The 21690-nt window shown below is 51.0% G+C and carries 18 protein-coding genes and 1 tRNA gene; 9 read left to right on the top strand and 10 right to left on the bottom strand.

Annotated elements, in window-relative coordinates; genetic code table 11:
* Positions 1-51: 51 nt before the first annotated feature.
* The 3 genes from FJM74_RS13750 to asnB form a co-directional block, all read right to left on the bottom strand.
* Positions 52-1020 (bottom strand): UDP-glucuronic acid decarboxylase family protein, encoded by a 969-nt coding sequence (locus tag FJM74_RS13750; protein ID WP_187263193.1) that lies wholly within the window; start codon positions 1018-1020, stop codon positions 52-54.
* Positions 1021-1026: 6 nt separating this feature from the next.
* Positions 1027-2373: a UDP-glucose dehydrogenase family protein gene (locus FJM74_RS13745; RefSeq protein ID WP_187263192.1), complete on the bottom strand. Its 1347-nt coding sequence runs from the start codon at positions 2371-2373 to the stop codon at positions 1027-1029.
* 539 nt (positions 2374-2912) lie between these two features.
* Positions 2913-4832 carry an asparagine synthase (glutamine-hydrolyzing) gene (gene asnB / locus FJM74_RS13740; RefSeq protein WP_187263191.1) on the bottom strand — a complete coding sequence of 640 codons (1920 nt, stop codon included), beginning with the start codon at positions 4830-4832 and terminating at the stop codon, positions 2913-2915.
* A 153-nt stretch (positions 4833-4985) separates the two neighbouring features.
* Here asnB and FJM74_RS13735 point away from each other — a divergent pair, with 153 nt between their 5' ends.
* From FJM74_RS13735 to FJM74_RS13715, 5 genes are all read left to right on the top strand, one after another.
* A complete protein-coding gene (locus FJM74_RS13735) occupies positions 4986-5855 on the top strand; it encodes an alpha/beta fold hydrolase (RefSeq protein WP_187263190.1) in 870 nt (289 codons plus the stop codon).
* A 30-nt stretch (positions 5856-5885) separates the two neighbouring features.
* Positions 5886-6119 carry a hypothetical protein gene (locus FJM74_RS13730; protein WP_187263189.1) on the top strand — a complete coding sequence of 78 codons (234 nt, stop codon included), beginning with the start codon at positions 5886-5888 and terminating at the stop codon, positions 6117-6119.
* Positions 6120-6545: 426 nt separating this feature from the next.
* Entirely contained in the window at positions 6546-7187 is a 642-nt protein-coding gene (locus tag FJM74_RS13725) for a C40 family peptidase (RefSeq protein WP_194350007.1), read from the top strand.
* Between the two features lie 144 nt (positions 7188-7331).
* Positions 7332-10571, top strand: a complete 3240-nt coding sequence (locus FJM74_RS13720) for a TonB-dependent receptor (RefSeq protein ID WP_187263188.1) — start codon at positions 7332-7334, stop codon at positions 10569-10571.
* Positions 10572-10690: 119 nt separating this feature from the next.
* Positions 10691-10764, top strand: a tRNA-Ala gene (locus tag FJM74_RS13715).
* 92 nt (positions 10765-10856) lie between these two features.
* Here the strand turns inward: FJM74_RS13715 and FJM74_RS13710 are convergent.
* Positions 10857-11390 carry a T9SS type A sorting domain-containing protein gene (locus FJM74_RS13710; protein ID WP_187263187.1) on the bottom strand — a complete coding sequence of 178 codons (534 nt, stop codon included), beginning with the start codon at positions 11388-11390 and terminating at the stop codon, positions 10857-10859.
* Positions 11366-11806 (bottom strand): hypothetical protein, encoded by a 441-nt coding sequence (locus FJM74_RS13705; protein ID WP_187263186.1) that lies wholly within the window; start codon positions 11804-11806, stop codon positions 11366-11368. The genes FJM74_RS13710 and FJM74_RS13705 overlap by 25 nt, the downstream gene beginning before the upstream one ends.
* 255 nt (positions 11807-12061) lie before the next feature.
* Between FJM74_RS13705 and FJM74_RS13700 the strand changes: the two genes are divergently transcribed.
* Positions 12062-12469 carry a LytR/AlgR family response regulator transcription factor gene (locus FJM74_RS13700; RefSeq protein WP_187263185.1) on the top strand — a complete coding sequence of 136 codons (408 nt, stop codon included), beginning with the start codon at positions 12062-12064 and terminating at the stop codon, positions 12467-12469.
* Positions 12470-12641: 172 nt separating this feature from the next.
* Here FJM74_RS13700 and cysK read toward each other — a convergent pair whose 3' ends face one another.
* The 4 genes from cysK to FJM74_RS13680 all read right to left on the bottom strand — a co-directional run bounded on the left by cysK (position 12642) and on the right by FJM74_RS13680 (position 17186).
* A complete protein-coding gene (gene cysK / locus FJM74_RS13695) occupies positions 12642-13562 on the bottom strand; it encodes a cysteine synthase A (protein WP_187263184.1) in 921 nt (306 codons plus the stop codon).
* Between the two features lie 12 nt (positions 13563-13574).
* The gene (epsC, locus tag FJM74_RS13690; protein ID WP_187263183.1) at positions 13575-14408 is read right to left on the bottom strand and encodes a serine O-acetyltransferase EpsC; all 834 of its coding nucleotides are present in this window, start codon (positions 14406-14408) and stop codon (positions 13575-13577) included.
* A 492-nt stretch (positions 14409-14900) separates the two neighbouring features.
* Complete coding sequence (locus tag FJM74_RS13685) at positions 14901-15584, bottom strand: hypothetical protein (protein WP_187263182.1); 684 nt, start codon at positions 15582-15584, stop codon at positions 14901-14903.
* A 438-nt stretch (positions 15585-16022) separates the two neighbouring features.
* Complete coding sequence (locus FJM74_RS13680; protein ID WP_187263181.1) at positions 16023-17186, bottom strand: MFS transporter; 1164 nt, start codon at positions 17184-17186, stop codon at positions 16023-16025.
* 268 nt (positions 17187-17454) lie between these two features.
* Here FJM74_RS13680 and FJM74_RS13675 point away from each other — a divergent pair, with 268 nt between their 5' ends.
* Complete coding sequence (locus FJM74_RS13675) at positions 17455-17709, top strand: autorepressor SdpR family transcription factor (RefSeq protein ID WP_187263180.1); 255 nt, start codon at positions 17455-17457, stop codon at positions 17707-17709.
* Between the two features lie 11 nt (positions 17710-17720).
* Positions 17721-18386 carry an SdpI family protein gene (locus FJM74_RS13670; protein WP_187263179.1) on the top strand — a complete coding sequence of 222 codons (666 nt, stop codon included), beginning with the start codon at positions 17721-17723 and terminating at the stop codon, positions 18384-18386.
* A gap of 300 nt (positions 18387-18686) precedes the next feature.
* On the opposite strand, the gene yidD is transcribed toward FJM74_RS13670, so the two are convergent.
* The gene (gene yidD, locus FJM74_RS13665; protein WP_187263178.1) at positions 18687-18908 is read right to left on the bottom strand and encodes a membrane protein insertion efficiency factor YidD; all 222 of its coding nucleotides are present in this window, start codon (positions 18906-18908) and stop codon (positions 18687-18689) included.
* A 267-nt stretch (positions 18909-19175) separates the two neighbouring features.
* Between yidD and FJM74_RS13660 the strand changes: the two genes are divergently transcribed.
* A complete protein-coding gene (locus FJM74_RS13660; protein ID WP_187263177.1) occupies positions 19176-21503 on the top strand; it encodes a S46 family peptidase in 2328 nt (775 codons plus the stop codon).
* Positions 21504-21690 lie beyond the last annotated feature (187 nt).

The following is a 21690-nucleotide window of genomic DNA, read 5'->3' as shown; positions in this document are numbered from 1 at the left end:
AAAAGGGGCTCAGAATTTAAATTCTGAGCCCCTTTTCAAAGTTTCAAATCATTAAAAGCTGCGCGCCTCTTTAGGTGCAACATGAATATTTTCTTTAAAATATTCCAGGGTTCTCCTAAGTCCTTCAGCACGCCCCACCTGTGGTTCCCAGCCCAGAATTTCTCTGGCTTTGGTAATATCTGGCTGGCGCTTCTGCGGATCGTCTTTTGGCAAGGGCTGGTATTCTAACTTTAGTTCTACACCGGTAAGCTTGCAGATTTCCTCAGCAAATTGCTTAATCGTTATCTCCGAAGGGTTACCGATATTTACCGGATAAACGTAGTCACTCAGCAAGAGGCGGTATATGCCCTCAATCAGGTCATCTACATAGCAGAACGACCTGGTCTGTGAACCGTCTCCAAAAATGCTTAGTGGCTCGCCTCTGAGTGCCTGGCTCAGGAAGGCTGGCAATACACGGCCGTCGTTCAGGCGCATGCGGGGGCCATAGGTGTTAAAGATGCGCACAATCCGTGTCTCGATGCCATGGTGCATGTGGTAAGCCATGGTCATGGCTTCCTGGAAGCGCTTGGCTTCGTCGTAGCAACCGCGTGGACCAACCGGGTTTACGTTACCCCAATAATCTTCTGTCTGTGGGTGCACCAGCGGGTCGCCGTACACCTCAGACGTAGAGGCAATTAGCATCCGGGCTCCTTTGTTTCTGGCCAGGCCCAGCAGGTTATGTGTACCCAAAGAGCCTACTTTCAGGGTCTGGATCGGAATTTTGAGGTAATCTATCGGGCTGGCCGGAGATGCAAAATGCAAAATGTAATCCAGCTTTCCGGGAACATGCACAAACTTGGAAACATCGTGGTGATAAAACTCGAAGTTCTCGAGCTTAAAAAGATGTTCTATGTTGCTGAGATTCCCGGTAATCAGGTTATCCATGGCGATCACATGGTAATCTTCTTTAATCAACCGGTCGCAAAGGTGGGACCCCAGGAAGCCTGCGCCCCCTGTAACTAATACACGTTTTCTTGACATATCTATTTATACTGCTGCGTTTTCCTGCTCTACGTTCTGTTTAACACCGATACCATAATATACGAAGCCCTTCTCACGCAATTCGGAGGCATCGTAAATATTACGGCCATCAAACACTACTTTATCTTTCATTAATTTGCCTACCACATTAAAATTAGGCGCTCTGAACTCAGGCCACTCTGTTACCAGCAACAGGGCATCGGCATCAATCAGGGCCTCATACTCGTCTTTTCCATAGTAAATGCTGTCGCCGAGGGTGTGCTCGGCCTCTTTCATGGCTACAGGGTCGTAGGCGCGCACGCTGGCACCCTGCTCCAGCAGCTTCTCAATAATCACCAGCGAGGGCGCCTCGCGCATGTCGTCTGTTTTCGGCTTAAAGGAGAGCCCCCAGATAGCAAATATCTTACCGGCCAGGTTGCCATCAAAGTGTTTGTTGATTTTATTGAACAGCACCGACTTCTGGTTCTCGTTCACCTGCTCCACCGCCTTCAGCACCTGCATCTCATATCCGTTCTCAGCAGCAGTCTTTACCAGTGCCTTTACATCCTTAGGGAAGCAGGAGCCGCCGTAGCCGATACCCGGATATATGAACTTATTGCCGATGCGGGCATCGCTGCCAATGCCTTTGCGCACCATGTTTACATCGGCACCCATAATTTCGCACAGGTTGGCGATGTCGTTCATGAAACTGATCTTGGTGGCCAGCATGGCATTGGCGGCATATTTGGTCATTTCGGCAGAGGGCACATCCATGAAAATGAGCGGGTGGCCGTTCATCAGGAATGGCTTGTAGAGCTTGGTCATCATGTCTTCTGCTCTTTCTGAAGAAACCCCCACCACGATCCGGTCTGGTTTCAGGAAGTCTTCGATGGCGGCGCCCTCCTTCAGGAACTCCGGGTTGGAGGCCACATCAAAAGGAATATCTACCCCGCGCACCTCCAGTTCCTGCTCTATGGCCTGGCGCACCTTTTTGGCTGTTCCCACCGGCACGGTGCTCTTGGTAACTACCACGGTGTAGTCGGTTATGTTCTGCCCGATGCTGCGTGCTACGGCCAGCACATATTTCAGGTCGGCGCTGCCGTCTTCTCCCGGAGGGGTTCCCACGGCGATAAAGGCTACGTCGCAGCCCTGCACGCTCGCGGCCAGATCAGTGGAAAAAGTCAGGCGCTCTTTCTGCGCATTGCGCAGCACCATTTCTTCCAGCCCGGGCTCGTAAATAGGAAGTATGCCCTGCCTTAGATTCTCGATTTTTTTGGTATCTATATCGATACATGTTACATCAATACCTACCTCAGCAAAGCAGGTTCCGGTAACCAAGCCCACATATCCGGTGCCAACTACAGCAATTTTCATATCAGTTTCATTTAGTTAAGATTGCAAATTTATATGGATTTATGTTCTGTATGTGAAAAAATAAAGCATTCAAATATAAAAATAGAAGTTAAATCCTTTTTTATTGCACTATAATAATCAAAATATGGCAAACTAACTACACCTGCTGCTCACTTTTTTAATCAAAATGTTTTGATTGGATTAAATGGATATTGGAGCAGGCTTAGCAGTTCGTTTTGTTTTATCAGGCTGTAGCCTTTCGTGTGGCTGCCCGCCCCCTGCACTTACTAACTTCTCTGATCAAGGTTACACAGGCGGGTTATGAATTATTGAAATAAAAAGTGCCCTCCAGAGGCTCTGCTGCTATTAGAAAAGGACACAGGACCTTCTTTAAAAGTTATGCTTGAAGAGTGGATCATTTTATAACAGCTTTTTCCGGTTATTCATCTCCACATCAACCATATAACCATGCAGCCATTTAACAATCAGCAAGCAAATTATTCCAATGAAATCAGCCCTCCGGAGGCTCTGCTGCTGCCACACAACACATTTTCCGGTTTTTAGACAGTACCCACTATCCATTTCCTCCACCAGAACTGGAATACAAGTATAGTCCACAGGCGGGTGGCGGCGTGGCTTCCGCCAGGGCCGGCAGCGGACACCTGCTTTCGCAGCTGCCTGATTTCCTGCAAATCAAAAATGGCCTGGCCAGAAATAAAGTCGTCCGAAAGAAGCTCTCGCAGCTGCTCCTGTACCTCCCCGCGCCATAGAGCAGCCAATGGCACTTCGAATCCTTTTTTCGGACGCCTGAACAGCTCCTCCGGCAGTTCCTGCCGGAATGTCTCTTTCAGGATCTTTTTCTGGAGGGTCATATTGACTTTAGAGGCTACCGGCAGCGAGGCCGCAAATTTCACGATTTTGTGATCCAGGAACGGGCTCCTGATCTCCAGTCCGTTGGCCATGCCCATCAGGTCGATTTTCACCAGCATGTCGTTGCTCAGCACCAGTTGTGTGTCGGCACAGAGCACGCTGTTCAGATCAGGGCGGGCATTGTCGATACAGGAAGTTAAACGGCCTTTTCTGGCCCTGTAGAGCCTGCCGGAGGCAGCGAGCCGCTGCTCCGGGCGCAGCAGTGCCAGGGCTTCCTGCTCACTCTGCCAGGTTGCCCAGAGCCAGTACCGCTCCTGCGCCGTGAGCCGCGCCCCTGTGGCAAACCGGTGAAACTGCCGGACCTTGTTGGCGAAAAAGGAGTTTCGGGACGAAGGCAGCCTGCTCCACAAAAAGTCGAGGGCTTTTACAGCCCCTGCCTCTACTCCGCCCTGCAGGAGCCTGTATTCGGCCAGGTGCTTGTTATAGCCGCCAAATAGCTCGTCGGCACCATCGCCGGAGAGCACCACCTTTACCTGTTGGCTGGCATGCTGGCTGAGGGCATACACGGCCAGGGCAGAGGAATCGGCAAAGGGTTCGCTGAGGGAGTTTAGCATGGGCAGCAGATACTCCCGCAACTGCGCTGTACTCAGGCGCAGCTCGGTATGGTCGGTGCCCAGCTTTTGGGCGACAAGCCGCGCATAATTTGTTTCGTCGAAATAAGGGCTGTCGGTAAAGCCCAGGGAAAAAGTCCTGAGCCGGGGCGTGTGCCTGGCTGCCAACGCCACTACCACCGACGAGTCTGTGCCACCGCTCAGGAAGGCCCCTACCGGCACATCGGCGGTCAGGCGCTGCTGCACGGCCTGGTCCAGCAGCCGCTTTAGCTTGGCCTGCTGCTGCGGATAAGGCAAGGGGTTGACGGCCGCCTTGTCGCTGTTGAAAGGAGACCGGTGCCACACCTGCTCCTGCACCCGACTGCCCTTGAGGTGGAGCGAGTGCCCGGGCAACAGTTTCTTCACCCCTTGCAGCATAGAAGCCGGGGCAGGCACATAGGTTAGCTGCAGGTACTGGTAAAGGGAGGCAGCGTCTACTTCACGTGGAACGCCCAGGGCCATAAGTGCAGAAAGTTCGGAGGCGAACAGGAACTTGTCGGCATCTTTGTAGAAATACAACGGTTTTTCGCCGTATCGGTCACGTGCTAAAAACAGGGTTTCTTCGGAGGCATCGTAAATGGCGAAAGCAAAAAATCCTTTTAGTTTCTTCAGGCAGTCGGGGCCATCTTTCTGGTAGAGCTGCAGCAGCACCTCCGTATCGGAAGCGGTCCTGAACTCACACCCTGCTGCCTGCAGGTCTCTGCGGAGGGCCTGGTAGTTAAACACTTCGCCGTTGTACACCATCGTATAGCGCCCTGAGGCATCGCTCATCGGCTGGTCAGCTTCCCGTCCGGGCGCGATCACTGCCAGCCGGCGGCTAGCCAGCCCGGCCCTGCCCTTTACGAGCATGCCTGCGCCATCGGGGCCGCGGTGGGCCAGCGTTGCGGCGGCGGCCTCCAGCCTGGCAATTGCCGCTACTCCCGGCTCCGAAAACGCAAAAACACCTGCTATCCCACACATTTATGCTTACCTATCGTTTTACAACAGTGCTGATCTGCTGCATTTGCTACAGCAGCACCACTTTTTAAGGCCTGAAGGTAGTTCTTTTCGCTCAAAAACAACAACCTCCCATCCGCTATAAAGTATATCACTAAGGACAACAATTGCTAGCATATGAAATCACACAGCAAGGATACAGGTGCCAAATCTTTCAGGTCCGGTTTCCTGGATCTGCCCTCGGGCAGATTAACCTACATTGACGAAGGCGAAGGCACCCCTGTCGTAATCGTGCATGGCACGCCCTTGTGGCCTACACATTACCGTCCACTGCTGAATAAGCTCAGTAGCCAGCACCGGTGCATTGCCATAGAGGCCTTTGTGCCAACACAAACCGGAGAGCCCGCAGACTGGACCTACAACCCCAAGACCCATGCCTACTTGGTAGAGCAGCTGCTGGCACACCTGCAGCTGCAAGACATACATATGCTCCTGCACGATGCGGGCACGCCTGCAGGGCTGGCCTATGCCATTCAGCATGCCGGCAATATCAGAAGCCTGATGCTGTTAAACACCTCCAGCTGCTCCTTTACCAAGAGCGCCCGGCAGGCCGGAGCTGGCAACCGGCCTGTTTTGCACCTGGGCAAGCTGCTCTATGCCCGGCTTCATGCTTTCAGGCCCACGCTGGTCAAAAAACTGGCCAGCAGCCTGGAGGCGGCAGATGCCGCCGCGCAGACACCATCAAAACGAGTGCTGCCAGAAGCCCGGGAGCTGGCCGAAATCACGGCCTGGTACAACGAGCAATGGCAAAAGCGAAGCGCCATACAGAATATCGCCACGTTATTGCTATGGGGGGAGTACGACAAACTATCTGCCATGAAATCGCTGCAGAAATGGAAACAATTTTTTCACGAGTGTTATGTCATCCATCTCGACAACAGTACGTACTCTATAGAAGGCGGCGGCATGGATGACATCTCAGACTACTTAAACAACTTTATGGTGGAGGAGAGAAAAAAGCGCGAAACGATGCCGCTGTCTTCTTAAAACATTGTAGAACATAAAAAGACACACATTATGAGAAAAGATAAAATGCTGGAAGAAGCCGTATTAAGAGCAAACCTCAGCACAGCCCAGGAAACGCAACAGCAGGAGCACCTCTTTGAAATGGCCAGCCCGGAGCAGGACTTTCAGTACCGGGCCAAGGTGCCCGTAAACGAATCTCACATCAACCTGATGCAATCATGGCACAACCTGCGGGGAATGGACAGCGAGCTCCTGACCAGGAACAGACGAACTGGCAGCCTGTAAAGCCGCAAAAAGCCAATACCGTACCTTACGATCTATTACCCACCGAATCTACACACGAGAACCGTGCAGCCCGACACCTGCACGGTTCTCGTGTTTTTGTGGCTGCGGAGCAGCAGAACCTCCGGAGGGGCTTTTTTATTAGAATAATCCGGGCCTGAGGACACCTGCTGGCTAGCTTCATAATATAAGATATACGCTATATTGAAACCACATAATAGGAACAGTTTTCATTCCGTTACTACTCCGGGGAGATAGCGCCGGCACAGGTCCGCAGTAGTGAGGGAGTCCAGTTTTACAGGTCTAAAAAGGGCTTTAAAACGCCTCCTGCGACCGATGCCGCAGCAGTCTCAAAAAATTTCATTTTTTTAATGAGCCGTATTCTTTAAGTTTATACTTCTTTTATAATTTTGCATCAATTCTTGTTGGATGAACACATTGAGAAAATTCTTCACAGCTTCCGGCCTTCTTTTATCCTTACTGATTTTTGTGGCCTCCTGCCAGTCATCAGGGCCAACTTTCAGCAAACGGGGCGAAAACTACAAGTCGGCACGTCAGATAGCCCAGGAAAAAAAAGAGGCCCGCAGGGCCGGTAAATTTGCCGGCAGAAATAAGAAAACCCCGCCGGAAGGCTCTAAAGACCGCACGAGCCGCACCCGGATGCCCAGCCGGAACATCGACCACAACATTGCCACCGTTATCCAGACGGCGCGCTCCTATACCGGCACCCCCTACCGATGGGGCGGCACCTCACGGGTGGGCATGGATTGCTCCGGCCTGCTCTGCACCTCGTTCGAGAGCATCAATGTAAAACTCCCCCGCACCTCAGAGGAGCAGAGCCGCTTTGGCAAAACTGTCAGGGTAAGAGAACTCAGAGAGGGTGATCTTGTATTTTTCGGGGCCTCCAGAAACAGCCGCGAAGTAACGCATGTGGGCATGGTTACGGAGGTTATCAGCAGCCAGGAGATCAAATTCATTCATGCCTCCACCAGCCTTGGCGTTATCGAAAACAACTTATTCTCAGACCACTATCAGAAAATATTCATCAAGGCAGTCAGGCCGCCACTTTAAGCCAGGCTACCCCGCGCATCTTATAATCTAATTCCTTCTGCCTATGTAGCATGTCCATCACCTTTACACGCAACCTACAACTCTTAACACAATCTTAACTTTACCCAAACCAACACTTGCTAACTTTGTAAAAAAAACTACTTCATGAAGAACTTTTATTTTAAGATTGCCTTAATACTGGCACTTGTTTTACCTGTAGAGCTTGCCTGGTCACAGGGTAGCACTACCGCCTCTATGAGTGGCGTGGTACGGGACGACAGTGGTGCCGAACTACCTGGTGCAACGGTTGTGGCAGTACATACCCCCACCAACACCCAATATGCAGCCCCTACCAATACCCAAGGCAGATTTAGCATACAGAACATGCGGGTAGGTGGCCCCTACACCATTACGGTTTCGTTTGTAGGCTTTCAGGATAAAGTAACCGAAAATATCTCTCTAACGCTTGGCCAGACGCTTAACCTGAACTTTACGCTCAGCCCCAACAGCCTGTCGCTGGGCCAGGTAGAAGTTGTGAGCAACCGCGACAATGTGATAAACGGCGACAGAACCGGTGCCTCCACCACCATCAGAACGGAGCAAATCGCTACGCTTCCTACTGTTACGCGGGGCATCAACGATTTCGCCCGCTTAACACCCCAGGCTGATATTAAAGGAAGCTCTATTTCTATTGCCGGTATCAACAACAGATTTAACCAGCTTACCATAGACGGTGCCGTGAGCAACGATGTTTTCGGCCTTTCTGACACGGGTACCAACGGCGGTAGCACCGGCACCTCTCCTATTTCGCTTGATGCCATTGAGCAGTTCAACGTGCAGATTGCCCCCTTCGATGTTCGCTTAGGCGGCTTTGCCGGTGGCGGTATCTCTGCCGTTACCCGCTCCGGTACCAACGACTTTTCAGGCTCAGCCTACTATTATTTTAGAAACGAGAAATTAGCCGGCAAAACTCCTGGCGGCTTGTTAGCCGAAGGACAGGAAGGAACCCGCTTTGCCAACTTTACGGACAAGCAATATGGCTTCCGTGTAGGCGGCCCTATTATTAAAGACAAGCTGTTTTTCTTTCTGAATGCTGAAAAGACCGACAGAGTAACACCACTTAGCTTTGCCCCAGGTCAGGCAGGATCAGAGTTTGCCGTAGCTGAGTTGGAGTCTATCGCTGCCCGTGCCAGAGAATTGGGCTACGACCCAGGCAGCTTCATGGACCAGGAAGAGACAAACTCCTCACAGAAAATTTTCGGCAGGCTGGACTGGAACATTTCCAACAGGCACAAACTGACTACCCGCTACAGCTACACGTTCGGAGAGACAACCCAACTGAACAGAACGCCCAGGGCCATTACATTTTCCAATGGCGCAATTCTGAGAGAAAGCAACACTTCTTCTGCCGTAATAGAACTCAACAGCCGCTTCTCAGACCGGATCTCCAACAACCTGGTGGCGGGCTATACCAGGGTAAGAGAGCCAAGATCTGCTCCTGGCGCTCCTTTCCCGCGGGTTACGCTCCGGTTGCCGGGCAGCAGAACGGTTAGCCTAGGCACAGAGGCATTCTCCGCTGTGAACCAGCTCGACCAGGATATCTTCACCTTAACCGATAACCTGAACATTTTTGCCGGCAAACATACGTTCACATTTGGCACTCATAACGAGTTCTACAACATGTACAATGCCTTTATTGGCCAGGCGTTTGGAGATTATGAATTTAACCAGTCACCGGCATCTGCCAATGGCGCTATTCCGGCCAGAACAGCTATCGAAAACTGGCAGCTGGGCTTAGCCAACAGCCTTACCTACCAGTACAGCAGAACCGACGACCCAAGAGAAGGCGCTAAGTTTAAGGCCCTGCAGCTTGGTTTCTATGCCCAGGATGAGTACCAGGTTACGGACAACCTGAAAGTTACTGGCGGTATCCGCATGGACATACCGGTTTATCTGGATGAACCCATGGAGAACCAGGATTTCAACAATTCTGTACTGGCCAAACAGTATAATGTGCAGACGAATAAAATGCCGAAGCCAGCCTTTATGTGGTCTCCGCGCGTTGGTTTTAACTGGGATGTAAAAGGCGACAGAACCACACAGGTAAGAGGCGGTACCGGGATCTTCACCTCCAGGTTCCCGTTTGTCTGGGCGGGCGGCGCCTTCACCCAGTCTGGTGTGCTGTTAGACCAGAACCGCATCAATACCCCGCAGGGAGCTCCTGCCAACGTAAACTTTGTAGCTGACCCCAACAACCAGCCCAAAAGAGCAGCAGCATCCGGCCCTGGTGGTAATATTACGGTACTGGACGAGAACTTCAGATTGCCGCAAATTGCCAGAACCAACATTGCCATTGATCAGCAGCTGCCCTTTGGCCTGATCGGTACGGCAGAGTTTATGTACTCCAGGAACCTGAACTCTTTCCGGTTTACCAACCTCAACCTCGTGCAGCCCGAAGGAACCTTGGCAGGAGCAGACAACAGGCTCGTGTACCCAGCCGACATCAATGCCAGAAGAAGACTCTCTCAATACACAGAGGTGGTGTATATCGACAACGTGAACAAAGGCTACTCCTGGACTGCCACCGCGCAGCTTCAGAAAACCTTCGACAGCGGTTTTTACGGTTCGATAGCCTACTCCTACACTGAGTCTAAGGATCTGTTCCCGGGCACCTCATCGCAGAACCACTCCAATTACTACAGGGTGGCCTCTGTAAATGGCTCCAATAACGTGGATGTTGGCTTCTCTCCATACAATGTTGGTTCCAGAATAGTTGGCGCTGTTTCTTACAGAAAAGAATATCTGAACTTCTTAGGCACCTCTGTTACGCTGTTTTACACAGGTCAGTCTGGCCCGGCTTATTCCTACATCGTGCGCGGCGACCTGAACCGGTCTACCTTCTCCACGTCGAACAGCAACCACTTCAGCCTGATGTATGTGCCAAGAGACGCCAGCGAAATCACCTTTACAGGTACAGAAGCTGAGCAGGCTGCACAATGGAGCCAGCTTAACTCTTTTATCGAATCGCGGGATTACTTAAGAGACCGCAGAGGACAATATACCGAAAGAAATGCCGCCAGAACACCCTTTACGCATCAGTTCGACCTGAAAATTATTCAGGACATCTTTACGGATGTAGCCGGCAAACGCAATACGCTGCAGCTTTCTGTCGATATTCTCAATGTAGGCAACCTGCTGAACAAAAACTGGGGCGAAAGAAGCGGATTCGGTGGATCTTACTGGGACAACAACTTTGCCGTACTGGATCTGTTAACCTTTGAAGGCAACACCCCTGTTTACAAATATTCGCTTCCTGCAGACGCGAAACCTTATACCATCTCTGACGATCCCCTCAGTGGATCAAGATGGGTAGGCCAGATCGGTCTTCGCTATATCTTTAACTAAGAGGTATACCAGCTCACACAGAAAAGGCGGGGAAAACACCCCGCCTTTTTTATTTTCAAGAAATTTGCTGCAGGTATTTTGGAATCAAGAAATTTGTTCTATTTTTGCATCACAAACAAGGGGGATTAGCTCAGCTGGCTAGAGCGCTTGCATGGCATGCAAGAGGTCATCGGTTCGACTCCGATATTCTCCACTGATAATCAAGCACTTACGAGGTAAAACTGGTAAGTGCTTTTTTTATGCACCCACCAATCTGTACACAAGTTGTCTTAAATATACCGCTACTTAATGCCCCCATACCTGGACTCGTTTTACGATTACCAGATCTTCACCTAACAGCCGAAGCAAATACATGCTCTCGCTTAGCACTGACAGCTCTACGTTTACAGGCTGATCCACCACATGGTTAAACTCTGATGCTGCCACCGGGGTCCCCTGCAAATTATAGAGGTGCAACTGTACTTCTTTGCCGGATTGAACCTGGCTTGGCAATTGGATAAACAGTTCTGAGGTGGCAGGGTTTGGATAAACCAAAGTGGCCTGTGACAAATAATTGTTCCCCAGGCTGGTAACACTAAACGGCTCTGATGCAGCGGTACAGCCATCTTCGCTGGTAACTGTAACATAATATGATCCGGCTTCCTCTACAGCTAAGGTGTTGGCAGTGGCACTTTTTACTGGTGCGCCATCTCTGTACCACTGCAGGTCTCCGCCAGGCTCACTGACAGATAGCAGAATTCCTCCCTCCTCATCCTGAACCTGCAGCACGGGTGTTTCAGGCATTTCTTTGGCTGTTACCCCCACTTCTCTGCTTTCCACGTAGCCCTACATATTGCCTTTAATATATACTCATCGGCAGCAAGTCCTTCAAAATTATTGGCTGCGGAATAGTTTTCCCCATCGATACTATATTGCAGCGTACCCTCACCACCTGTGGCATTAACAGTCATTGATCCGGTTGCTGGTTCGCCACAGTCTATCTCGGTTGCCTCTATGCTGGTTACAAGAATAGCGGTAACGGTTCTGAGAGCGAAGGTGGTGCTGCTGTATAAGCTGGGAGTGCCATTCTCGGTGAAGGCTCTAACATAGATCGTGAAATTCTCGCCCGCTGCCAGGTCGGAGGTATTGGCTACAAAATCGGTGCCTTGCAGTTCCAGAGCCGGAGCCGGGGTAAAATCTGTATAGGCTTGGGGGTTCGTCAGGTTTCCTTCTCCAACTTTAAAGAAATACTCCAACCGTAGTATGTTAATGGCTTCCTACTGCTCCGGCAAATAAAAAACTTCCTGGTTAACCAAAGACCACTTGCCAGCCACAGTTTTGGTTCTGATGTACACCGGATTTGAGCTGTTGCAGCAACTGGATCACCATAACTTCGAACTTGTTTTCACTACGGCCTACGAAAAGTTTGCACTAAAGGCCATAAAGTGCAGTGCGCTTGATTATCTGCTTAAACCCATAGATGCCGATGACCTGGGACAGGCTGTAGAAAAATGCCTGAAAAAATCTCGGAAAGTCAGTTGTCAGGTAAACTGGAAGTACTCATGCACAACCTCAGCGATTTAAAAGGCTCTTCCAAAAGAATTGTATTACCCACCCTGAACAGCTACACCTTTGTAAACATCAAAGATAGTATCAGGTGCCATGCCGGAGCCAATTATACCAACATCTACCTGGCCAACAATCAAAACCTGCTGATATTCAGAGCATTAAAAGAGTTTGAAGAACTACTGGCAAATTACAACTTTTTCAAAGTGCCCAATTCTCATCTCTTCAACATTGCCTACATCAGGAGCTACAATAAGGGCAAAGGAGGCTACGTCACACTTCTCGACAACTCCGAAATTGAGGTATCAACCCGCAAAAAAGCAGACTTCCTTCAGTTACTAACAAAGCTATAGCTGCTGCCGGGCAATACAGCTATTAAGGCCAAATTATTCCAATGAAAACGCCCCTCCAAAGGCTTTGCTGCTCCGGGTGCTGCTGAAAAATACCCGTAGTAAAACAACAGCGCCTCCCCCAACTGCAGCACCAGGCAACAGCTAAGGGAGGCGCCCTTAATCTCTCTATAAATTACACAAACAGCCCCTCTACCGACAGGTAGCGCTCGCCTGTGTCGTAGCAGAAGGTCAGGATGCGGGAGCCTGCGGGAATTTCGCCTTCCAGCTTCTGGGCCACTGCCGCCAGCGACGACCCAGAGGAGATGCCCAAGAAAATGCCTTCTTCGGCTGCTGCCCGGCGGGTATAGTCAAAAGCCTCTTCCGGCTTTACCTGAATCACCCCGTCCAGCAGCTTCGTGTCCATTATCGAAGGAATAAACCCGGCACCTATGCCCTGTAATGGGTGCGGCCCTGGCTGTCCGCCGCTGAGCACCGGCGATGCAGACGGCTCCACAGCATATACTTTTATGTGCGGAAATTTTGCTTTCAGCACTTTGGCCACTCCTGTAATATGCCCTCCGGTGCCAACGCCTGTAATAAAGTAATCGAACCCTTCCGGAAAATCTTCCAGAATCTCTTTGGCAGTGCCCTCAATATGAATGCGTGTGTTCGCCTCGTTATCGAACTGCATGGGCATCCAGCTGTTCTCATTCTCCTCAGCCAGCTCCCTGGCCCGCTCAATGGCCCCTTTCATGCCTTTCTCGCGTGGTGTCAGCTCCATTTTGGCTCCATAGGCTGCCATTTGTCGCCTGCGCTCTATCGACATAGACTCCGGCATAACCAGAATCAGCTCATAGCCCTTTACGGCGGCCACCATGGCCAGCCCTACGCCGGTGTTACCGGAAGTGGGTTCTATAATGATGCTATTCTTGTGCAGCAGCCCCTTTTGTTCGGCATCTTCTATCATAGAGAGCGCAATCCGGTCTTTTATGCTGCCACCAGGGTTGCTGCGCTCCATTTTCACCCACACCTCTACCTCTTTGTTCTTAAACAGCTTATTAATTCGTACTACAGGCGTATTGCCTATTGTTGCCAGAATGCTCGTAGCTTTCATTTCTTATGTAGTTTAAATTGAATAATTTAATGCTTCTGTAGGGCCGGCTGAGCGGCTGACATGTATCTGCGAACGATGGTATACCCGTGAGTAAGGCGGCACACTCTCTGTAAGCCATACGTTACCTCCGATAATACTGTTCGCCCCAACCACGGTATTACCGCCCAGAATAGTGGCGCCAGCATAAATCACGACATTATTTTCGATGGTAGGATGCCGCTTGGTAAAGGCCATGGCTTTATCTACGCTCAGGGCGCCAAGAGTAACCCCCTGGTATATTTTGACGTTGTTCCCGATCACGGCCGTTTCGCCAATAACCACGCCCGTGCCGTGGTCGATGCAGAAATGCGTGCCTATAACTGCGCCCGGATGCACATCGATACCCGTTTTGGCATGCGCGTACTCCGACAGCACACGCGGCAGTAGCGGTATCTGCAAACGATACAGCACATTTGCCAGCCTGTAGATCACGACTGCCTTGAACCCGGGGTACGTTCTGATCACCTCATCCAGGTGGCGGGCAGCCGGGTCGCCCTCCAGTATGGCCATGGCGTCTTCCATCAGGAGCCGGTGTATGTGGGGCAAACGCTCCATCAAGCCGTTGGTGAGTTCTTTTGCCGGTGCAGGCAGCTCGGGCTGCATCCTCTTCAGTAGCCTGTGCAGCTCTTTTTTGAGCCCCTTCGCGTAGGCTTTCAGCTCTTCCGGGCTCTTGAACTGCCGATCTGACAAGGTAGGAAAAAGCAGCTGCACCACCCCCTCTATCAACTCGCAAATAGCGGCGTCAGACACCTGATGTTGTGCCTTTTGATGCTCCTGGTATAAATAGTCAAGAAAAGCAGTATCCATGGTAGTATCGTACTGGCTTTCGCCAATCTGAATTTAAGCTTGAAAGATACAAAAAAGTGAACTCCCAGAGAAGCGCTCTCTTAAATCGGGCAGGTTACTGCCGGCTGCTCTGGTTTATATCTTCCGCCATACCTGCTTACCTGCTCCTGTTATACGGGTGCAAGCCATAAACCACAAGCTGGAGGCGCTTGAGCACTTAAAACCGCGAAATTAGAGCAGAGCAGCTTACCAGCTATAAATCGGCTTTTCGCTTTTTTATCTGCCCGTGCTGGTCTGGTTGCCAGTTGTTGGGCTCAGCAGCTTTGGGAGGCCCGTATGCCTTTAAAGAGAAACGCCTCACAACTAAAAGGTTGTGAGGCGTTTCAGGCAATAGTTTAAAACTATTTTATATAGCGCTACACTCCATCCTGACTGATGAAGCATATTAAAGATCTGAAAATCATAAATACTTTAGGATACATGGTAATGGTATGGTTAGTGTTAATAATTGATTTAATCGCGGCAAAACTCGATGACATCTATGGCGCCTCCGCCAGTTGAATGCTTTTCATCTCCAAACACGACTCTCATTTTAGCTACTCCTTTTACGTCGCCAGTGTTTAGTCTGACCGCTCCATGAGTATTCGTAATCGGGAGGGGAAAGGTTCTGATTATTTCACCATTTTTATTAATCAACTCCAATTTAGAGCCAGCGTCTGATTTGGTGATGTCGAGCACGTGCACGGCTTTGAGGGTAATCGAATTCATGGCAGAGAAGTCGAGCTCCAGTTTGCCGCCGCTTTTGTTAAGGGTAGGCGCGCCGGCCTCGCTTCCATTTACCGTCAGCACTTTGCCCATGGCCCGCAGCGCATTCGGGTTAGGCGTCTCAAAATCAGAGGTTTCCGCAACCGGATAGCTGGTATCAAACAGGCTGGCCGCATTTTCGCTCTCGTATTGCCCGCCTGACAGCCGCCTTTGGGCTGTTATCCTGACAGGAGTTCCTTCGCTCAAAATCTCGCTTATGTTTCCCTGCTTCAGGCCATCTTCCATAAACTCTATAACCTCGCAGGTGGAGGGGTCTACGCCAAAAAACTTTTCCTGACTTATTGCAATTGGCTCAGGCCGTGTCGGGCTCTCCGTTTTACCCAACACCAACATGCCTGCAAGCCCAAGAAGAACCGGGTTGTTGAAAATCATTCGCCATTAACTTTTACTGATAAATAAAAAGACTCCTGCTGTTTCTCTTGCACCACCTTTCGGCTTTGCTAATTCTTCTTATAACTTATTGAAATCTGTGCCATGACAGAAGAACCGGCACTCTAAAACAGCTTTGCCCTAGTACGCAGATATTGCGAAAGAAGCTGAATATACTCCATGTTTTTTTGGACAATTACAACATCATGATATGATAATATACTTGCAAATAGACTAATCCGCCTGATCTTTGGCAGCACATAGCTGCAAATGATCAGGCGGAACGCCAGAACCTTTGCAACACGCCAGCAGCAAACTGCATTATGGCAGCCACCTACAAGATCAACAGCAGGACCTATAGCAGTAACGGAAAAGCCTCCGGAGGGCATTTTTGATTAGAATAATTGCCCCGATACCCCAATAGCAATCGTGCTAACAGTGCTATTCCTTTTTCACGAGGAGCATCAGGTACAAGAAAGCCAGCAGGGCAGTGCCGGCACAGGTGAAGAACACCAGCGGGAAATTGGCTGACTGGTTGTTGTAGATCCAGCTGGAGGAGAGGGCACCAATGCCGATGCCCGCCTCCAAGGCAATATACATGGTGGCCATGGCTCTGCCGCGGTGCGCCTCGTGACTCAGGTCTATGGTCCAGGCAAAAATGGTGGGGGAATTCATGCCCGAGGCAAGGCCAAAAATAGCGGCTGCCGTGAGCAGATCTACCGCCGACTTGGCCATGCCCAGCCACACCAGCGCCAGCACCAGCACCGCAGCGCTCAGTCTCAGGATGGTAATGCGCCCGTATTTATCGGATAGGCGGCCAGCCAGGAACCTGACGGCCAGCGAAGAGAGCGTGAAACTTGTAAAAAAGAGGCCCTTGTTCTGAATGCCCAGGTGCTCACTAAAATCGGGCACTACGGTTAAGATCGCCCCAAACGAGAAGATCGTAAAAAACATGACCAGCGAGGGATGAAACACCCGGGGCTCAAAAATCTCTTTCCTGGTTATTTTCAACATCCCCACCCTGAATTTCTGGGTTTCATCCAGGGTTTCGGGCATACGTGCCACCACGGCCACGGCCAGAAAGGCCAGCGCAGAGGAGGCATAGAACATAATATCCAGCGAGAAGTGGTTGGCAATGGTGCCGCCCATGGCAGGACCTGCCGCCATGCCCAGGCTGCCCGCCAGCCCCAGCAGGCCGGTAGCCTCTCCCCTGCGGTGCACCGGTATAATATCGGCCACATAGGCGCCAATGCCGGTAGGCGTAAAACCCGTAGAAAAGCCATGCACAAACCGCAGCAGCAGAAAAGCGGCCACCGAGCCGGTAAGGGGGTACAAAAATCCGCAGGCCAGGCACACAGCCCCACCCACCACCATTACCGGAATGCGACCGATCTTATCCGCCAGTTTCCCGCTGAAGGGCCGCGAGAGGCCGGCTGTGAGGGTAAACAACGAGATAATCAGTCCTTTATATTCTGCCCCGCCCAGGCTCGTGAGGTAGTTGGGCAACTCCGGGATAAGCATGTTAAAGCTGGCAAAGAAAAGAAAGGAGCTCAGACAAAGTAATCCGAATTGCAAGCCGTAAACGCGGGAAGTCTTTTCTGCCATATGCTCTTTTAATGGCACAAAGCTAGGCAATTTTCGGGTATTGCGGGGCACAGCAGCAGCAGGAGGAGTTGTTTGGGAGGGCCGTTTTTATTAGAATAATCTGTGCGTCGCGCTTTTCTAAACCGTCCGGCACAGCCAGCACCTCCTCCGGGATTATCCGCAAATGGCCTTTAGACTTTGCCGGACGAGGCACTGACCCAGAAAAAAATTTACGGCACTATTTTATTTTTCGAAACTTATTTAGACATTTGTCTAAATACCTAATTACATGAACAAGGTCTTCAAGGCACTCAACGATCAGACCAGGCGCGACATCCTCAGGCTCCTCAAGGAAAAAGACATGACGGCTGGCGAGATCGCAGAGGCCTTCAACATTACAAAACCCAGCATCTCACACCACCTCGACATCCTGAGTCAGGCAGAACTGGTGACATCGGAGAAGCAGGGCCAGTTTGTAATCTACTCTCTCAGCACCACCGTTCTCGACGATATTCTGAACTGGCTTGTGACACTAAAAGACTAATGATCAACTCAATGAAAAAAGTAAACCTGAGAACCGAATTTTTTTTGTGGCTTGTTATGCTGGTGCCGTTCGTATACCTGTGGCTAAGCTGGCAGGAACTTCCGGCACGCGTTCCCATACATTTTAACCTGCAGGGCGAGGCCGATGGCTGGGCAGATAAATCAATACTAATTGGCCTTTTGCTCTTCATCACCGTTGGATTATACCTGCTCCTGCTCCTGCTGCCCAAAATAGATCCGAAACGAAAAATAGAACATACCAGCCCTGTTTATGCCAGAATCCGGGTTGTGCTGGTGCTGTTTATGGCAGCCCTGGGTGTGTATAGTATATATAGTGCTTCAGGCCAGCAAGCCGTAAACCTAAATCTTATCTTAATCTCCATCGGTGTGCTTGTTGCGGCGCTGGGCAACTACCTGCAAAGCCTCAAACCCAACTATTTTATCGGCATACGCACCCCCTGGACACTGGAGAGCGAAACCGTCTGGCGAAAGACGCACCGGCTCAGCGGCCCCATCTGGTTTGCCGGCGGCCTGCTGATCGCGCTCCTGGCACTGGTAGATGACAGCATGGTCCGGCAAGTCCTGCTGATTGCAATAATCGCCATACTGGTGCTAGTTCCGGTAACGTACTCGTATATGGAGTCGAAAAAAGAAAAGAAGCTAAACAGCCAAGCCTGAGAACCAGACACCTGCCTGTGCTTAATTTGCAAGCCAGGTAAGATGAAAGAAGCGAATTTCGCTACTCCTTTCATCTGATAACAGGCAACAGTATGTAAAAAATTAGTAGGCATAGCCACCACAGAGCAGCAGCCACAGCAGTAAAGCAGGACCACTTTTATTCAAATAATTGCTGCAAGATCCTGGTCAAGGCAGGTAATGGTATGGTATGCTATGCCACCCTTTCTCTACAGGCTGCATTGACTTTAACAAAACTCAGAGAGAGCATAAACGCTTCAAAGGGTGATTCCTGGCAATAACTTACGGCACCGGGTCATAGCCGCTGCCGCCCCAGGGGTGGCAGCGGCCAATGCGCTTCAGCCCCATCCAGCCGCCTTTAAACGGACCATACTTTTTGATGGCCTCTATGGCGTAGTTGGAGCAGGTAGGCGTATAGCGGCAACTGGCCGGCGTTATGGGCGAAATCAGGTGCTGGTACACCCAAATAATCCCCAGGAATAGCTTCTGCAAAATCCAGGTCATGTAGGAATCTTTATACATTTCTTCAACCGGGCACCAGGAGCCTAAACGCTCTGGAGGGCTGTTTTCATTAGAATAATTTAATTTTGCGTCCTTGCCTCACTCCTCAGGAAGCAACGTACTGCAGCCTGCGCCTCCATGCTTCAGCAAATATAACAGCAGCTGGCAAGGAAGAGTTTGGGAACGTATACACGTGTGGCTTCTTTAATCTAACCAATAATGCACAGTTTTTGTTATTTTTGCATCTATAAACTACATCGAAAAAACAATATGTTCAGAAAAATCCTTTCACTCCTGATCCTTGTCTCGCTGAGCCTGCCTTTCGGGGCCAGGGCCGACGAGGGCATGTGGCTGCCGCTGCTCATCAAGCGCCTTAACCACGTGGATATGCAGAAGCAGGGCCTGCAGCTCACAGCCGAAGAAATTTACAGCGTGAACAATGCCAGCCTCAAAGACGCCATTGTGCAGTTCGGCGGTTTCTGTACCGGCGAGTTCGTATCGCCGGAGGGCCTGCTGCTTACCAACCACCATTGTGGTTACAGCGCCATACAGTCGCACTCCAGCACCGAGAACGACTACCTGACCGACGGTTTCTGGGCCAAGTCCAAAGAGCAGGAACTTTCTAACCCGAGCCTGTTCGTAGACATACTTGTGCGTATGGAAGACGTTACCAGCCAGGTATTAGAAGGCATCGACAACAACACGCCGGAGCAGGAGCGCGCCCAGAAAGTGGGGCAGCGTGTGCAGGCCATCGCCCGCGAGGCCAGCAACAACGGCCAGTACATCAGCTATGTGCGCGATTTTTTCAATGGCAACGAATATTACATGTTCGTGTACGAGCGCTTTACGGATGTGCGCCTGGTAGGTGCTCCGCCCTCTTCGGTTGGTAAATACGGCGGCGACACCGACAACTGGATGTGGCCCCGCCACACCGGCGACTTTGCCCTGTTCCGCGTGTACATGGCCCCCGACGGCAAGCCGGCCGCTTACAGCCAGAACAACGTGCCTTACAAGCCAAAGCACTTCCTGCCGCTTTCTATCAGCAGCAAAGACCAGGGCGACTTTGCCATGGTGTTCGGCTTTCCGGGCCGCACACAACGCTTCATGACCTCACATGGCCTGAAACTGGAGCTGAACCAGCTTAATAAAACGCGCATAAAGCTGCGTGAGGAGAAACTGGCGCTGTGGAAAGAAGACATGGACAAAGATCCGGCGACCCGCATTAAATATGCCTCTAAGCATGCCTCCACCGCGAACTACTACAAATACTCTATTGGCCAGAACGAGGGTATTAAGCGCATGAAAACCGTGGAGGGAAAAGAAGCTGACGAAGCCGCCTTCCAGAACTGGGTAAATGCCGACCCGAAACGGAAAGCGCAGTACGGCGATGTGCTCAACCAGATCCGGGATGCGTACGCCAACATAGAGAAATACAACCTGGGCAACATCTACCTCAACGAGGCCATTCTGGGCACCGAGTCGCTGTTGCTCGCCTACCGCATGTCGGCACTGCACGCTGCGCTGAAGGCGGGGAACGACGCAAACGTAAAACAGGCGGTGGAGGATGTCCGGCCACGGGTAGAAGCACATTTCAAGGATTACAATGCCGCCACCGATAAAAAAGTGTTTGCAGCCCTGCTGCAGTTTTACCACCAGGATATTGCCAAAGAGCAGCAGCCCGAGTCGTTCAAAAAGCTGGTGCAGAAGCACAAGGGCAACTTCCAGAAACTGGCTGATGAAGTGTACAGCAAATCCTTCCTGGTGTCGGCGCAGCAGACAGAGGCCTTCCTGAAAAACCCGACGCTAAAGCAACTCGAAAACGACCCGGCCTACCAGCTCGTGAGCAGCATTATCGACAACTACCGAAGCAATATTATGCCGCACCTGGCCGAAAGCAACGCCAAACTGGCCACTGCCAACCGCCATTATGTAGCCGCGCTGCGCCAGATGAACCCCGACAAGGTGTACTACCCTGATGCCAACTCTACCCTGCGCCTTAGCTACGGTGCCGTAAAAGACTACAGCCCGCAGGATGCAGTGCGCTACAGCTACTACACAACCATGGAAGGCATGATGGCAAAAGAAGACCCTAACAACGAGGAGTTTATCGTACCTGCCAAACTAAAGCAGCTCTACGAGGCCAAAGACTACGGCCGCTACGCCAACAAGGACGGTGAACTGGTGGTGAACTTCATCACCGACAACGACATTACGGGCGGTAACTCCGGCTCGCCGGTTATAAACGGCAACGGTGAGCTCATCGGGCTGGCCTTCGATGGCAACTGGGAAGCCATGACCGGCGACCTGGTATACGACCCCGAGTACAAACGCTGCATCAACGTAGACATTCGCTACGTGCTGTTCATTATCGACAAATATGCCGGAGCCAGCAACCTGATCAGCGAAATGAAGATCGTAGACAACGGAAACCCAGGCCCAGACGACACCGACAAAACTACAGCATCAGGCACTCAGCAGACAGACCTGCTAAATGAAGCGGTAGAGGAAGCCAAAGCCAAACTCTCCAGTGGAGAAAACAAAGTGAAGGTGAAGAAGAAAGAAGGCAAAAAACGCGTTACCGTTGAGGTAAGAAACTAAGTTTTGCCTGTTCAATAACAAAAGCGGCTGCTCCAGATGGGGCAGCCGCTTTTGCCGTTATAAAGGCCCTGGAAGGCCATTTTCATTTGAATAATTTTCCGCTGGCAAGTCTTGGCATCATGCTCTCGGAATCAGTTGTTTGACTTTGGGGCGAGGTTGGGCGGTGTTTGTGTTGAACGGTCATTGT

It is taken from the genome of Pontibacter beigongshangensis (assembly GCF_014332515.1).
Taxonomy (GTDB): domain Bacteria; phylum Bacteroidota; class Bacteroidia; order Cytophagales; family Hymenobacteraceae; genus Pontibacter; species Pontibacter beigongshangensis.
The sequence above is the reverse complement of the archived record's forward strand: the minus strand, read 5'-3'. Positions and strand labels throughout refer to the sequence as shown.